This window comes from Allohoeflea poritis (assembly GCF_027889715.1).
Classification (GTDB): Bacteria; Pseudomonadota; Alphaproteobacteria; order Rhizobiales; family Rhizobiaceae; genus Hoeflea_A; species Hoeflea_A poritis.
The window spans coordinates 82,348-96,059 of the sequence record NZ_JAPJZH010000014.1; the positions used below are offsets into that span (position 1 = coordinate 82,348).

Genomic DNA, 13,712 nt, shown 5'->3' on the forward strand with positions numbered 1-13,712 from the left:
CTACTGGGACGCTGTTGGGAGTGTTGGGATGGCGTCACCTGCCGCGGGGCGGTCAAAATCACTTTTGCTTGAGGGCGATCACTGGCCGGTCGAGGTCGTGAATGGTGACAGCGACGGCCCCGTGGTCCTTGTATGCGAGCATGCCGGTCGTGCGATTCCTGCCGCACTCGGCGATCTTGGACTGCCGCCTTCGGCGATGGATCTCCACATCGCCTATGATATCGGCGCCGCAAGCGTGGCCCGGACCGTTGCCGGGATACTCGATGCGCCGCTTGTCCTGCAGCCCTATAGCCGGCTGGTCATAGACTGTAATCGTCCGGTCGACGCTGAAGATGCCATTGCCGCCGTCAGCGACAATGTGGAGGTTCCGGGCAACCGCAATCTCCCGGCGGCCGCGCGGCAATGCAGGATCGATGAGATATTCGAGCCGTTTCACAAGGCGGTTTCCACGCTTATCGAAGGACATGAGCGGCGCGCCTTTTTCGCCATTCACAGCTTTACGCGAACCCTGGCCGGCCAGGAGCGCAAGTGGGATGTCGGCTTTGCCTCGCGCACCGATCCGAAAACGCCGGAAGCGCTTGCCGAACAGCTTGTCCGGCTTCGCCCGGAACTGAACATCGGCATGAACGAACCCTATGCGATCGACGATCAGTCGGATTGGACGATACCGACCCATGGCGAAAGATTCGGGCTTCAGCACAGCCTGGTGGAGATAAGGAACGACCATTTGCGCGATGAACAGGGCTGCGTCCGTTGGGCTGAATTGCTGGGCAAGGCGATTGGCGCGCTGATCGAGGCAGGTGCCGTGCGGTGATGCGGGGCGTCGGTCAGCATGAAACGAAAAGCGGATCAAGGAAGGAAATGAAATGAGCGATGCAGTGAACACTGTCTGGGAAGCGATCGACCGCAATCGGGACGCCGTTGTCGAGCTGACGCGGGAGATGGTGCGGATTCCTTCGGTCAATCCGAAATTCCAGGTCGATCCGGAACTCAATCGCGAGCCGGAAGTCCAGGACCTGGTGCAGAGCCATCTTGAAGCCAGCGGGTTTTCCACCGAGCGCTGGGATGTTTTTCCGGACCGGCCGAACGTCATTGGCGACTGGTCCGGATCGGAGGAAAAGAGTCTCATCCTGTGCGGCCATATCGACGTTGTGCCGGTCGGCGATTCTTCGACCTGGACCCGCGAGCCCTTTGGCGGAGAGGTCGATGACGGCAAGATTTGGGGACGTGGCGCCGTTGACATGAAGAGCGGCGTAGCCGCCTGCATGGTGGCGGCCCGCGCCATCCGAGAAGCCGGTATCGAGCTGGAGGGGCGTCTGTCGATCCACAGCGTGGTCGATGAGGAGGCCGGCGGCTTCGGCGCCATCGACGCGGTCAAGCGCGGCAAACTGGCCAAGAGGGCCATCATTGCAGAGCCGAGCTGGGGTGATGTGGTCGCCGCCGAAGGCGGGTTGACCTGGGTGCGGGTGACGATCTTCGGCAAACAGGCGCATGCCGGTTGGCGGTTCAACTCGCTGTGGCCGCAACCCCATGTCGAGAACCGGATCGAGCCCGGCGTCAATGCCATTGAGCTTGCCAACCGGTTTCTCAATGCGTTGCGCGACTTCGAGGCTTCAAGATGCCGCGATCACTGGCACCCGCTGGTGCCGGCCGGGCTTGCGACAATCAATCCCGGTGTCATACGCGGCGGTGCGGGCATGGGAGAGGACGGCAATCCGGCCATAATGACCAATGCCGCGATCATCTCGGACGTCGTGACCATCGACCTCGATTACAAATTCATGCCGGACGAGAAGTTCGAGGATGTGAAGGCCGAATTCGAGGCATTCGTTGCGAATTTCGCAGCCATGGACCCCTGGATGCGCGAAAACCCGCCGAAAATCCTCTGGGATCTCTTTGATCTCAATTTCCCGCCCATGAACACGCCGATGGACCATCCGCTGACGGATTCGCTGCTCAAGCGGGCCGGCGAAGTCCAGAAGAAACAGCCGGTCGCCAAGGGTTTCGAGGCGGTCACGGACGCGGCGCACTATGCCGGCGCGGGGGTCGACGCCGTCATCTACGGGGCATCAGGCGATGGTTTCCATGGCGACGATGAATGCGTCCACATCGACAGTCTCGTCGAGGCGACGAAGGTGATCGCAGCGGCGATCATAGACAATTGCGGCACAAAATAACCAAGCAAACCGAACAGTTTGACAGGAGGACGGAATGTTGAACAGACGAACACTTCTCGGTGCGGCTTCGGCCATGATCCTGGCCGTTTCCGCAGGATTTGCGCAGGCCGATGTCGTAAAAATCGGCGTCCTTGCGCCGGTGTCCGGCAAGGCGGCCGCCGACGGCCAGGAAATGGTCAACGGGGCGCAGCTCGCGGTCGATGAACTCAATGCCGCCGGCGGTGTCGCCGGGCACACATTCGAACTCGTGGTCGGCGATGTCGGCGAGGCGACCGCCGACGCCGTCGCGACGGCGGCCGAGCGTCTACTCGGTGACCGCGACATGGGCGCCATCATGACCGGCTATGCCTCCGGCTCGAATTTCGAGATCGAGATGATGGCCGAGCAGGACATGGTCTATCTGGTTTCGGCAAACTCCGCCCAGACGGAGGGTATTATCAGTCCCAGTCCGGACGATTTCGGAACCGTGTGGTCGATGACGCCTTCCTATGCCGGATACAACACCGAAATCGTGCCGGTCATCGAAGGGCTGGCCGCCGGTGGAGCGCTGACGCTGCCCAACAAGAAGGTCGCCATCATCGCTTCCGACAATCCCTATTCAAAGGGCATCGCGGAAGGCATGGTCGACGCCTTCGGAAAGGCCGGCTGGGAAGTGACGGAAAACGATCTCCTGCCGTTCGGCGAGATCAATGACTGGCGGGCTTTCCTCGCCAAGATCCGGCAGAACCCGCCGGCGGTCCTGATCAACACGGATTACGTCTCGGCCAATGCCGCGACCTTCATGACCCAGTTCATGGAAGACCCGACCAACAGCCTGGTCTTCATCCAGTATGCGCCGTCTGTGCCGGAGTTCCTTGAGCTGACGAAGGAAAACTCCTCCGGCGTCGTCTACAACCTGCTGGGCGGCGTGCTCAATACGCCGACCAATCCGCGCGCCGCCGAGGTGCTCGGCAAGTACAAGGCGGCATTCGGCAACGAGCCGGGCTCCTACGGGCCGGCGCTCTACGAGCAGGTCATGATCTATGCCGACGCGCTCGGCAAGGTCGGCGATCCGAAGAAGCGCGCGGAAATCGGCGCCGAAATCGGCAAGACCAACAAGCAGACCGCCATGGGCAGGATCCAGTTCGATCCGGCGACGCATCTGTCGGTTCAGAGCAATGACGGCGTGCCGATCCAGTTCTACCAGATCCGTGACGGTGAGCGTTATCTGTTCTATCCGGACGTCTACGCGACCGGCGATTTCCAACAGCCGTCCTGGATGAAATAGAGACAGGGGCGGGCTGCCGGCCTGGCGGCCCGCCGCATTCAAAGATGTCCGATCCGATCATAGACGTTCGCGATGCCACCAAGACCTTCGGCGGTCTGACCGCCGTCGACCGGGTTTCCTTCACGGTCACGCGCGGCGAAATCTTCGGCATTGCCGGGCCGAACGGTTCGGGCAAGAGCACGCTGTTCAACCTGATGACGGGCATTCCTTACGGGCCGACCAACGGCGAGGTCCGCTTCAACGGAGAGCGGATCGATGGCCGCCCGCCCCACGCCATTGCCAGATCGGGGCTGTGCCGTACCTTTCAGAAGGATGCGGAATTCCCGGATCTTTCGGCGATCGAGACACTGCAGATCAGCGCCGTCTACAGTGGCGGCCAATCCGCCGGGCAGGCCCTGGAAAATGCCCGCAGGGCCATCGACCGGGTCCAGTTCGACGAAGCCCGGGCGCATATGCCTTCAAGCGAGCTTTCCGTTTATGAGAAGAAGCAGCTCATGATTGCTTCCGCGCTCGTTTCCGAACCGTCCGTCCTCATGCTGGACGAACCGGCATCGGGACTGACGAAGCCGGAGATCGAACGGCTCGACGCGCTGCTGGTCGATGTCAATAAATCGGGCGTGACGATCCTTCTGATCGAGCATGTGCTGAGCCTGCTGCTGTCCGTTTCCGAACGGCTGCTCGTCCTCAATCAGGGTGCGATCCTCGCCGAGGGCCTGCCGGCGGACGTTGTGCGCGACCCGGCGGTCGCCGAAGCCTATCTCGGAGGCCGGGACTGATGGGCCGCCTGCTGGACGTATCGCGGGTAACGGCGGGCTATGGCAGCATCACCGTCCTGCGCGATATCAGCATCGGCCTTGATGCCGGCGAATGCGTTGGCCTGTTCGGTCCCAACGGTCACGGCAAGACGACGCTTCTCCAGACGATATCGGGCCTGTTGAAACCGACCGGCGGTACCATCTCGTTCGACGGCGCCGATATTACCGGCGCGCGGCCCCGCGACATTGTCAATGCCGGGCTGGTTCAATCGCCGCAGGGAAACACGCTGTTCGGCGAGATGCATGTTTTGGAGACGCTGGAACTGGCGTCGATATCGAAGCGCGCAAGACACGGCAAGGCGCAGAACCTTCGGCGCGTGTTCGAGCTCTTTCCCCGGCTTGACGAGCGTCGGACCCAGAAAGCCAAAACCCTTTCCGGCGGCGAACGGCAGATGCTCTCCATCGGCTGCGCGCTGATGTGCGCGCCGAGACTGCTGATGCTGGACGAGCCGACCCTCGGCCTTTCGCCGCGCCTGAAGAAGGAGCTGGCTGCCGCCGTCGGCAACATTGCCAAAAGCGGCGTTCCTCTCGTCATCGTGGAGCAGGATGTCGAGTTCCTGCTGTCGCTGACCCAGCGCCTCTACATGATCGAGCATGGCGAGGTGGTGCGCGAGATCGACGGAGACAACGCCCCGGACCACGACGCCATCATGCAGCTTTATTTCGGAGAGGCGGCGCATTGATCGACACGCTGATTGCCACCATCGTTTCCGGCCTTGTGCTCGGCTCGCTCTACGCCATGATGGCGAGCGGGTTGAGCGTGGTCTGGACCACCCTCGGCGTATTCAATTTCGCCCACGGCGCGCTGATGATGATCGGCGCCTTTGTCGCCTGGACAGTCAGCGAGGCCGTTGGCCTTGGCCTGCTTGTCGGTGTCGCGAGCGGCACCCTGGTCGCGGCGCTGATCGGCGTTTTGATCGAGCGGCTGCTCGTGCGTCCCTATTACGGCAATCGAAACATGCTGCTGATCACGGTGATGACCACTCTTGCGGCCATGATCATCCTGGAGAAGGGCGCGCAAATGATCTGGGGCGCGCGGCTGAAGCAACTGCCGCGCCTTGTCGATGGCGAGATATCCATCTTCAGCGCAACGATTTCCGCCCACGAGGCGATCCTGGTCGTGCTGGCGCCGCTCATTCTTCTGTCCATCTGGCGCTTTAACGTGCGGACCAACACCGGGCGCTCCCTGCGCGCTGTCGGGCAGAACCAGCGTTCCGCCGCCCTCATCGGCATCGATGTGCCCGTCGCCTTTGCCATCGCCTTCGGGCTTTCCGCTGCGCTGGCGGGGCTGACCGGGGCCTTGCTGGGCTCGATCCGTTTCATCACGCCTTCCATGGGCGCCGAGCCGCTGGTCAAGGCAATGATCGTGGTCATCTTCGGCGGCCTGGGCAGCCTCGGCGCCACGGCGGGCGCCGCCTATGTCATCGGCCTCATCGAGGCGCTGCTGATCCTCTGGCTCGGCCTTTACTGGACGCCCTTCGTGCTGTTCCTGATGATGATCGTGGTTTTGATCTTCCGGCCGAACGGTATCTTCGGAGGCAGGCAATGAAACCGGCTGCAAGAAACATCGTTTTGCCCCTTGTCTGCCTGGCGGCGCTGTTGCTGGTCCCGGTCTTCGCCATTGACAGCTATACGCGGCATCTGTTCATCATCGCTTTTCTCTACGCGATCATCGCATCCAACTGGAACCTGAGCCTCGGCCATTGCGGGGTGTTCAATTTCGGCCATCTCACCTTCTTCGGCGTGGGTGTTTACACGGCGGCCATCCTGGCAAAGACGCTGGGCGTCAATCCGTGGATCGCCATCCTGGCCAGCGGCGCCACGGCTGCGGCTGCGGCCTTTCTGATTGCCGCGCCCGTTGCCCGGCTGAAGGGGATCTACGTGGTCCTCGTCACCTTCGCTTTCGGCCAGCTCGTCATGCAACTGGTGCTCAGCCAGGCGCAGATCACCGGCGGCGCCGAGGGCATGGTCCGCATTCCCTATCTGCGATTGGGCGACTATTCGTTTCTGAAGGACTACAAGCTCGGCTACTATTATGCCGCGCTTTTCCTGCTTGTCGTCTCGACTCTGTTCCTGCTGGCCGTTGTGCGTTCACCTTTCGGCAAATCGCTGAAGGCCGTACGCGATGCGGAAGAATATGCGGCCGCGCGCGGTATTTCGATCTCGCGCCAGCGTGTCACCGTCCTCGTGCTCAGCGCGATCTTCACCGGAATAGCGGGCGGCTTCTACGCCATCTATCTGCGTGTCGCATCGCCGGACGTGTTCGGGTTCGGAACGCTCTCGCTGGCGCTCTCCATGGTGCTGATCGGCGGCACGGGAACGGTATACGGCCCCATTGCGGCCGCCCTTGCGCTGACTTTTGCAACGGAAGCGCTGGCGGGCATTCGCGGCCTTGAGGAGGCGCGCTTCATCCTCATCGCGCTTGCCATGATCCTGGTGTTGCGCATCGCGCCGGGCGGCCTGCTGGGAATTATCGAGAAGCTCGACTTTCGCGACCGAAAGCCCGCCGCGCCGGCGGTTGCGCGCAACGGACCGTAGCGGCCGCATCGGGTTATCACAGGGGAGGCGACTTTGAACCATCACATGATCGAAACATCGCATGCCGGCATTGCCGTTACCCAGTCGGCGGGCGAAGGGCCGCCGGTGCTGATGATCCATGGCAACTCGTCCTGCAAGGAAGTGTTCCGCAACCAGCTCGACGGCCAAATCGGCGCGGCCTATCGCTGCATCGCCATGGACCTGCCCGGACATGGCGCGTCGCAAAACGCGGCAAACCCGGAGAAAACCTATTCGATGCCCGGCTACGCGGAAGCGGCGATCGAACTGATGCGTGAACTCGGCCACGACCGTTATGCCATGCTCGGCTGGTCGCTCGGCGGTCATATCGGCCTGGAGATGCTCACCCGGACCGATGCGATCAGTGGCCTGATGATAACCGGATCCCCGCCGGTCGGGCGCGGTGAGGAACAGCTTTCAGCCGGGTTCCTGCCCTCCGAGCACATGGGACTGGCAGGCCAGCGGGACTTTTCGGAAGCGGAAATCGATGCCTATGCGCGCGCCACGTGCGGCATCAACGCGCCGTTCGAGCCGTTTCTGCGCGAGGCTGTCGCGCGCACGGACGGCAATGCCCGCGAGATGATGCTCGGAAGCTTCGTGCGGGGCGTTGGAGCGAACCAGCAGGAGGCGGCCGTCAACGCGGCGGTTCCGCTTGCCATCGTCAACGGCGGCGCGGAGCCCTTCGTGAACAATGAATTCGTCGCGGCGCTGACCTACCGGAACCTTTGGGAAGACCGCGTCCACCTGATGGAAGGCATCGGCCACGCGCCCTTCTGGGAAGCGCCGGATGCGTTCGATGTCTATCTGAAGCGGTTCCTGGAGAGCTTGTAGGCGCTTGATCAAAACCAGACACGCTCTAAGTCGCGCCCTTGCCCGAGGTGAATGGTGAGTTGGCGGCCGGTGAGACCTGGATATCCGTTGGCGGCGGCGGTTCCGTGGGCGGTTTCTGAGCGATGCCGCGGATGATGCGCAGGCAGGCGATGGCCGCCGCGATGCCGAAGAAAACCGCCCCGAGCCCGTAACCGGCCAAGGCGCCGAGGGCGCCGTAATAGTGCGATCCGATCCAAACGAAGGGAATGATGCCAAGCGTCGAACGTCCCCAGTTGAAGATGGTCGACATCAGCGGGTAGCCGAGATTGTTGAAGGCGGCATTGGCGACAAAGAGCATGCCGGTGAACAGGAAGGTCAGGCTGACATATTCGCAGAAGAAGACGACCATTTCGCCCGCCTCGCCGTCGACGCCGAACAGTGCGGCGATATAGTCGCTGCTGATGAACAGCAACATCCATACGACCAGCGTGTAGGCGATAATGACGATGAAGGAGTTGCGCATCGTGCTGTAGAGACGGTCGAAACGCAGCGCGCCGTAATTCTGGCCGAGGATCGGCCCGACCGCGCCGGAAAGGGCGAACAAAGCGCCGAAGGCGACGGGAATCAGCCGTCCGACGACGGCCCAGCCGGCAACCGCCGCGTCGCCGTAACCGGCGATCTCGATGGTCATATAGGCATTGCCGACCGGCGTGGCGAGTTGCGTCATGATGGCCGGCAGACCGATATAGAGATAGGGCCGAAGCGTACCGGTCAGCACCGGCATCGAGGGCAGGGCCAGCAGATTGTGAATGCGCCGCAGGCCGTAATAGCCGACGAATATCAGCACGAATCGCGTCAAAACAGTTGATATGGCGGCGCCGTGGATGCCGAGATCGAAGCCGAAGATGAAGATCGGGTCGAGCACCGCGGTCGCCGCGCCGGCAAACAGCGTCACATACATGGCCCGCTTGGCGTCGCCCGCCGCGCGCAACAGGCCCGACATGCACATGCCGATGCCCAGCAGCGGCATGGAAGGAAAGACGATCAGCAGGAACTCGACCGTCAGCCGCGCCGTTTCGTCCCGCGCCCCCAGAAAATGAACGATGGCGTCGAGATAGGGCAGGCAGGCAAGGGCGGCGAGCGCCATGATCACCGCCGTGTAGATGAGTGAGGTGGTGGCAAGCTCGCGCGCCTCTTCGCGCCGGCCTGCCCCGATGGCCCGCGATGTGATGGCCGTCGAGGCGATCGCCAGTCCGATGCCGATCGACGTCGTAAAGAAGATGAGCGTGCCGGCATAGCCGATGGCGGCCGCAAGTTCCTGCTGTCCGAGCAGCGAAATGTAGAAAAGGTTGAGCGCGTCCACCAGAAAGACGGCAACCAGCCCCACCGATCCGGTTGCTGCCATGACGATGACGTGCCGCATTGTCGAGCCGGTGACGAATTTCGCCGACTCGCTCAAAGCGGATTGCTCCGCGATCCGGCCGGCAAGGCGTCCTCGGCTGAAATTGGCAAGTTGATCCGCTCCCCCGAATGTGAAGCAGCCGCTTGGCCGCTGGCCGGGTGCTTCGTCATTGATGCGAACCTATCGAATAGACCGGCGGGACGCAAAGGCGGCGCGGGTTATTCGACGGATTCGGGAGGCTTTTCGAGGTCCAGCCGCTCGGCTTCCTTCTTCGGCTTGATCAACGGTTCCGGGGTCACCGGACGCGTATGCAGCATGTCGCTGCCCGCTGAAAGGCCCTCGACCGCCTGGATGCGGAGCCGCTCTTCGTCCCGTCGCCGCGTTTCGTCGATGATCGCGTCGACCCGCTCCTGGTCGAGCCCCAGCGCCTCAAGCGTCTTGCGGCTGAAGATGAAACTCGATTCGACCGTTTCGCGAAGTTCGTATTCGACCTCGCGCTCGCGCAGCGAAAGCGTGTGCGCGCGGTCGTAGGCGCGGGCGAAGATGCGTGAACCGGGAAACTCCGCCTGGATCAGATCGACGATCTTGTCCGTAGTCGCCTTTTCGTGCGTGCACACGGCGACCAGCTTCGCGCCCCGGATACCGGCAGCTTCCAGCACGTTCTTGCGCGTCCCGTCGCCGAAATAGATCTTGAAGCCGAATTTCGTGGCGCTGCGGATGCGCTCCGCCGAGTGGTCGATGATGGTCACGTCCGAGCCGCCCGCCAGCAGGGTCTGCGATACGATCTGGCCAAAACGCGAAAATCCGATCATCAGCACGTCCGATCCCGCGCCCTCGAAATTTTCCTCCAGTTCCTCCGCGCTGCCATCGTGCAGGAACCGGTTCGCCAGCACCGAGGCAAGCGGTGTCAGCACCATTGAAACCGTGACGATGGCAATCAGGATGGATGCGATCGACTGCGGGAAGATGCCGGCCGCAGCCGCCGCCGTGAAGATGACGAAACCGAATTCCCCGCTCTGCGGCAGCAGCCCGGCAATGCGGATCGCTTCATTGTGGCCCGACCCGAAGATGCGGCACAACCCGCAGATTATCAGGCTCTTGACGATCATGAGCACCGGCACGGCCACGATGATCAGCACGTAGTTCTGCGCGATCACGTCCAGTTCCAGCGACAGGCCGACCGCCATGAAGAACAGCGCCAGCAGGATCCCGCGGAAGGGCTCGATATCGGCTTCCAGCTCATGCCGGTACGAGGATTCGGCCAGCAGGACGCCGGCCAGGAACGAGCCCATCGCCATGGACATGCCTGCCGCCTGCATGAGCACCGCCGAACCGATGACCACCAGAAGGGCGGCAGCGATCATGGCCTCGCGCGCGCCGGTACTGGCGATCAGCTGCAGCAGCGGATTCAAAAGATAACGGCCGGCGACGACGATGAAGGCGATGGCCGCCAGCGCAATGGCAAAATCCTGCAGGGGCGTTGACGTGGCTTCGGCGCCATAGGGCGCTAGCAACGGCACGAGCGCCAGGATGGGAACGATGGCAAGATCCTGGAAAAGCAGGATCGAAAATGCCCGTTGTCCGTAGGCGGTACTGCGCTCGCCGCGTTCCTCCAGGATCTGCAGCGCGAAGGCCGTTGACGACAGCGCCAGCCCGAATCCGATGATCGCCGCCGATGAAAGCGCGTCCCTTGGCCAGGCGATGGCCCCGACGATGCCCAGAAGCACGATGCCCGTAATCGCCACTTGCGCCAGCCCGAGCCCGAATATTTCGCGCCGCATGGACCACAGGCGCGAAGGTTTGAGCTCGAGGCCGATCAGGAATAACAGCAACACGACGCCGAGTTCGGAGAATTCCAGAATCCGATCGCCGCCGCTGACGAGCCGCGCCACCGGTCCGATGATCACGCCGGCCGCGAGATATCCGAGGACGGTGCCCAGGCCGATTCGCTTGGCCAGAGGCGCGGCGATGACTGCGCCGCCAAGCAGAACGAGAGCGTGGCTGTAAAAAGAAATGCCTTCAGCGGCCATATATTGCGTCCTTCCAGGACCCGATATTCATCCGGTTTCTGCACTGTTCGTCGCCGGAACATTGCTCTATTAGCCTTGATGACGCCCCGGCGCCACAATAAATGGGGCGGAAAGGAAAGGCCGAATACATGTTTCAGGCGGAAAAATCACAAGAACTGATCGACAAGGCCGCTCAACTTGTCGAGCAGGCCACGCGGTCCGGCGCCGATCGCTGCGATGCGGTCGTGGCGCGCGGTCAATCGTCATCCGTTTCGGTCCGGCTCGGCAAGGTCGAAGGCACGGACGCTTCGGAAAGCGACAGTTTTTCGCTGCGTGTATTCGTCGGCAGGCGGGTGGCCAGTGTTTCGGCGAATGCCGGCATCGATGCCGCTGAACTGGCAGACCGCGCCGTTTCGATGGCGCGTGTTTCGCCGGAGGACCCCTATGCCACCCTGGCCGATCCGCAGGACATCGCCAAAAGCTATGACGATCTTGATCTGTTCGATCCAACGCAGGTCAGCAGCGAGGAGCTGACCGACGCCGCGTTGGCGATGGAGGCCGCCGCGCTCGATGTCGAGGGGGTGACGAATTCAAGCGGCGCCGGCGCGTCGGCGGGAATGGGCGGAATGGTGCTTGTGACTTCCGACGGGTTCTCCGGATCCTATGTCGGAAGCCGGTTCGGCCGCTCCGTCAGCGTCATTGCCGGTGAGGGCACGGGCATGGAGAGGGACTATGCGTTCGATTCCCGGCTGTTCTATGCCGATCTCGACGATGTCGAAACCATTGGCCGAGAAGCGGGCATGCGTACGGTCAAGCGGTTGAACCCGCGCAAAGCCGATACCGGCGCCAATGTCACCGTCGTGCTCGATCCGCGTGTCGCGCGCGGATTTGTCGGACACCTGGCCGGTGCGATCAACGGTGCGGCCGTGGCCCGCAAAACCAGTTTCCTGCGCGACATGATGGGAAAGGCGGTGATGAAGCCCGGGATGCTGGTCACCGACGATCCGCAGATCATCCGGGGCCCCGCGTCGCGGCCGTTTGACGGCGAGGGGGTTCGCGGCGAGCGCCTTAATATGGTCGAAGACGGCGTGCTTCAGTCATGGTTCCTGTCGACGAGCACCGCGCGCGAACTGGGCCTGAAGACAAATGGACGCGGTGTGCGCAGCGGATCGAACGTTACTCCGGGATCGACAAATCTTGCCCTTGAACCCGGTATGGTGTCCGCCGAGGAGCTGATCGGTTCGGTGGAGTCCGGCTTCTACGTCACGGAGGTCATCGGGCAGGGCGTCAACATGATCACCGGCGAATACAGCCGCGGCGCCTCCGGTTTCTGGATCGAAAACGGCGAACTTGCCCACCCGGTCTCGGAGGTGACGATCGCCTCCAACCTGAAGGACATGTTCATGAACGCGACGCCCGCCAGCGACATCGACCGCAAATACGGAACGGCGTCGCCGACCGTTGCAATAGAAGGCATGACACTTGCAGGAAAATGAGGAACGACTGGCAGATCTGACCCTGATCCGCGAGGCCGCTTTGAAGGCCGGTGACATCGCGATGGGCTATTTCCGCAAGAATCCGGATGTCTGGTACAAGGGCGGCAGTTCGCCGGTTACCGAGGCCGATATCTCGGTCAACACATATCTCAATGAGAAATTGTCCGCCGCCAGACCCGATTATGGTTGGCTTTCCGAAGAGAATGAGGACGACAGGGCGCAACGCCGGCAGGACAGGATATTTGTCGTCGATCCGATTGACGGCACCAGGGCCTTCGTCAATGGGGAAGATGTCTGGTGCGTGAGTATCGCGGTCGTCGAAGCAGGGGTATCGCTGGCCGGCGTCCTGGTCTGCCCGGCGCGCGGCGAGGTTTTCGAGGCCGTCGAAGGCGCCGGGGCAACGAAGAACGGCAAGAAGATCACCGTCTCCAGCGTGGAAACGCCGCGCGTCATGTCGATGCCGCAGACCGTTTACCGGCATCTGCCGGAAGCCTTCGCCGAAACGATCACGCGTGCGAAGCATATTCCGTCGCTCGCCTACCGCATTGCCATGGTTGCCGACGGGCGGCTCGACGCGACACTGGTGAAACCCGGTTCCCATGACTGGGATCTCGCGGCCGCCGACCTGATTTTGCGCAATGCCGGCGGTGCGTTGCTCAACCGCAAGGGCGAGCCCGTGCGCTACAACAAAAAGTCGGTCAGCCACGGCCTCCTTATCGCCGGACCGGACCGTGTTCTACCCGAATTGAAGAACCTGGCGAGCACCATTGACCTTTAGGGCGATTTGCAGCAAACCCGCTGATCAAGAAGGTATTTGATGCGCTGCAATCGCTGATCCCGCATTCCGGACTGGAATGCAGGCCCGCGACGGGCGCCACGGAGAAACTGATGGAGACAGAAGACAAACAACTCCTGCATCTGGTTTTCGGCGGAGAGCTGGATTCGCTGAGCAATGTCCGGTTTCGCGATCTCGGCGAACTGGATGTTGTGGGCATATTCCCGAACTACGAAACGGCTTACGCCGCCTGGAAATCGAAGGCGCAACAGACGGTCGATAACGCCCATATGCGCTATTTCATCGTTCATCTGCATCGGCTGCTCGATCCTGATGACGGCGCCGGCGATTGACGGTGGGATGCCTTGGCGCGGCGACGGAACGGCCAGGCGTTGACGGGGGTGC

Annotated in this window: 13 protein-coding genes; 11 read left to right on the forward strand and 2 right to left on the reverse strand. The window is 62.3% G+C overall.

From position 1 onward, the window contains the following. The first annotated feature begins 28 nt into the window (after positions 1 to 28). From OOZ53_RS19920 to OOZ53_RS19955, 8 genes are read left to right on the forward strand one after another with little or no spacing between them, the layout of a single operon-like run. Positions 29 to 814, forward strand: a complete 786-nt coding sequence (locus tag OOZ53_RS19920) for an N-formylglutamate amidohydrolase (protein ID WP_271091478.1) — start codon at positions 29 to 31, stop codon at positions 812 to 814. A gap of 52 nt (positions 815 to 866) precedes the next feature. Then, entirely contained in the window at positions 867 to 2,177 is a 1,311-nt protein-coding gene (locus OOZ53_RS19925) for a M20 family metallopeptidase (protein ID WP_271091479.1), read from the forward strand. A 34-nt stretch (positions 2,178 to 2,211) separates the two neighbouring features. Next, a complete protein-coding gene (locus OOZ53_RS19930; RefSeq protein WP_271091480.1) occupies positions 2,212 to 3,444 on the forward strand; it encodes an ABC transporter substrate-binding protein in 1,233 nt (410 codons plus the stop codon). A gap of 44 nt (positions 3,445 to 3,488) precedes the next feature. Beyond that, the gene (locus OOZ53_RS19935; protein ID WP_271091481.1) at positions 3,489 to 4,220 is read left to right on the forward strand and encodes an ABC transporter ATP-binding protein; all 732 of its coding nucleotides are present in this window, start codon (positions 3,489 to 3,491) and stop codon (positions 4,218 to 4,220) included. Continuing rightward, on the forward strand, positions 4,220 to 4,942 hold the full coding sequence (locus tag OOZ53_RS19940; protein ID WP_271091482.1) for an ABC transporter ATP-binding protein: 723 nt from the start codon (positions 4,220 to 4,222) through the stop codon (positions 4,940 to 4,942). The genes OOZ53_RS19935 and OOZ53_RS19940 overlap by 1 nt, the downstream gene beginning before the upstream one ends. Continuing rightward, positions 4,939 to 5,808 (forward strand): branched-chain amino acid ABC transporter permease, encoded by an 870-nt coding sequence (locus tag OOZ53_RS19945; RefSeq protein WP_271091483.1) that lies wholly within the window; start codon positions 4,939 to 4,941, stop codon positions 5,806 to 5,808. The genes OOZ53_RS19940 and OOZ53_RS19945 overlap by 4 nt, the downstream gene beginning before the upstream one ends. Beyond that, positions 5,805 to 6,797, forward strand: a complete 993-nt coding sequence (locus OOZ53_RS19950) for a branched-chain amino acid ABC transporter permease (RefSeq protein ID WP_271091484.1) — start codon at positions 5,805 to 5,807, stop codon at positions 6,795 to 6,797. Before OOZ53_RS19945 ends, OOZ53_RS19950 begins: the two co-directional genes overlap by 4 nt. A gap of 45 nt (positions 6,798 to 6,842) precedes the next feature. Then, positions 6,843 to 7,646, forward strand: a complete 804-nt coding sequence (locus tag OOZ53_RS19955; protein ID WP_271091485.1) for an alpha/beta fold hydrolase — start codon at positions 6,843 to 6,845, stop codon at positions 7,644 to 7,646. 25 nt (positions 7,647 to 7,671) lie between these two features. Here OOZ53_RS19955 and OOZ53_RS19960 read toward each other — a convergent pair whose 3' ends face one another. Then, positions 7,672 to 9,084: an MATE family efflux transporter gene (locus tag OOZ53_RS19960; RefSeq protein WP_271091486.1), complete on the reverse strand. Its 1,413-nt coding sequence runs from the start codon at positions 9,082 to 9,084 to the stop codon at positions 7,672 to 7,674. Between the two features lie 161 nt (positions 9,085 to 9,245). Beyond that, the gene (locus OOZ53_RS19965; protein ID WP_271091487.1) at positions 9,246 to 11,057 is read right to left on the reverse strand and encodes a monovalent cation:proton antiporter-2 (CPA2) family protein; all 1,812 of its coding nucleotides are present in this window, start codon (positions 11,055 to 11,057) and stop codon (positions 9,246 to 9,248) included. A 128-nt stretch (positions 11,058 to 11,185) separates the two neighbouring features. On the opposite strand from OOZ53_RS19965, the gene OOZ53_RS19970 reads away from it, so the two are divergent. The 3 genes from OOZ53_RS19970 to OOZ53_RS19980 all read left to right on the forward strand — a co-directional run bounded on the left by OOZ53_RS19970 (position 11,186) and on the right by OOZ53_RS19980 (position 13,660). Further along, positions 11,186 to 12,532 carry a TldD/PmbA family protein gene (locus tag OOZ53_RS19970; protein WP_271091488.1) on the forward strand — a complete coding sequence of 449 codons (1,347 nt, stop codon included), beginning with the start codon at positions 11,186 to 11,188 and terminating at the stop codon, positions 12,530 to 12,532. Beyond that, on the forward strand, positions 12,519 to 13,310 hold the full coding sequence (locus OOZ53_RS19975; RefSeq protein ID WP_271091489.1) for a 3'(2'),5'-bisphosphate nucleotidase CysQ: 792 nt from the start codon (positions 12,519 to 12,521) through the stop codon (positions 13,308 to 13,310). The genes OOZ53_RS19970 and OOZ53_RS19975 overlap by 14 nt, the downstream gene beginning before the upstream one ends. A gap of 110 nt (positions 13,311 to 13,420) precedes the next feature. Further along, entirely contained in the window at positions 13,421 to 13,660 is a 240-nt protein-coding gene (locus OOZ53_RS19980; RefSeq protein WP_425499196.1) for a DUF4170 domain-containing protein, read from the forward strand. Positions 13,661 to 13,712: the final 52 nt, after the last annotated feature.

Excerpts from the sequence above, each read along its gene's own strand:
- OOZ53_RS19965 (WP_271091487.1), bottom strand. The coding sequence starts at position 11,057 with ATGGCCGCTGAAGGCATTTCTTTTTACAGCCACGCTCTCGTTCTGCTT.
- OOZ53_RS19980 (WP_425499196.1), top strand. The coding sequence starts at position 13,421 with ATGGAGACAGAAGACAAACAACTCCTGCATCTGGTTTTCGGCGGAGAG.
- OOZ53_RS19940 (WP_271091482.1), top strand. The coding sequence starts at position 4,220 with ATGGGCCGCCTGCTGGACGTATCGCGGGTAACGGCGGGCTATGGCAGC.
- OOZ53_RS19950 (WP_271091484.1), top strand. The coding sequence starts at position 5,805 with ATGAAACCGGCTGCAAGAAACATCGTTTTGCCCCTTGTCTGCCTGGCG.
- OOZ53_RS19930 (WP_271091480.1), top strand. The coding sequence starts at position 2,212 with ATGTTGAACAGACGAACACTTCTCGGTGCGGCTTCGGCCATGATCCTG.
- OOZ53_RS19955 (WP_271091485.1), top strand. The coding sequence starts at position 6,843 with ATGATCGAAACATCGCATGCCGGCATTGCCGTTACCCAGTCGGCGGGC.
- OOZ53_RS19970 (WP_271091488.1), top strand. The coding sequence starts at position 11,186 with ATGTTTCAGGCGGAAAAATCACAAGAACTGATCGACAAGGCCGCTCAA.
- OOZ53_RS19935 (WP_271091481.1), top strand. The coding sequence starts at position 3,489 with ATGTCCGATCCGATCATAGACGTTCGCGATGCCACCAAGACCTTCGGC.
- OOZ53_RS19925 (WP_271091479.1), top strand. The coding sequence starts at position 867 with ATGAGCGATGCAGTGAACACTGTCTGGGAAGCGATCGACCGCAATCGG.
- OOZ53_RS19920 (WP_271091478.1), top strand. The coding sequence starts at position 29 with ATGGCGTCACCTGCCGCGGGGCGGTCAAAATCACTTTTGCTTGAGGGC.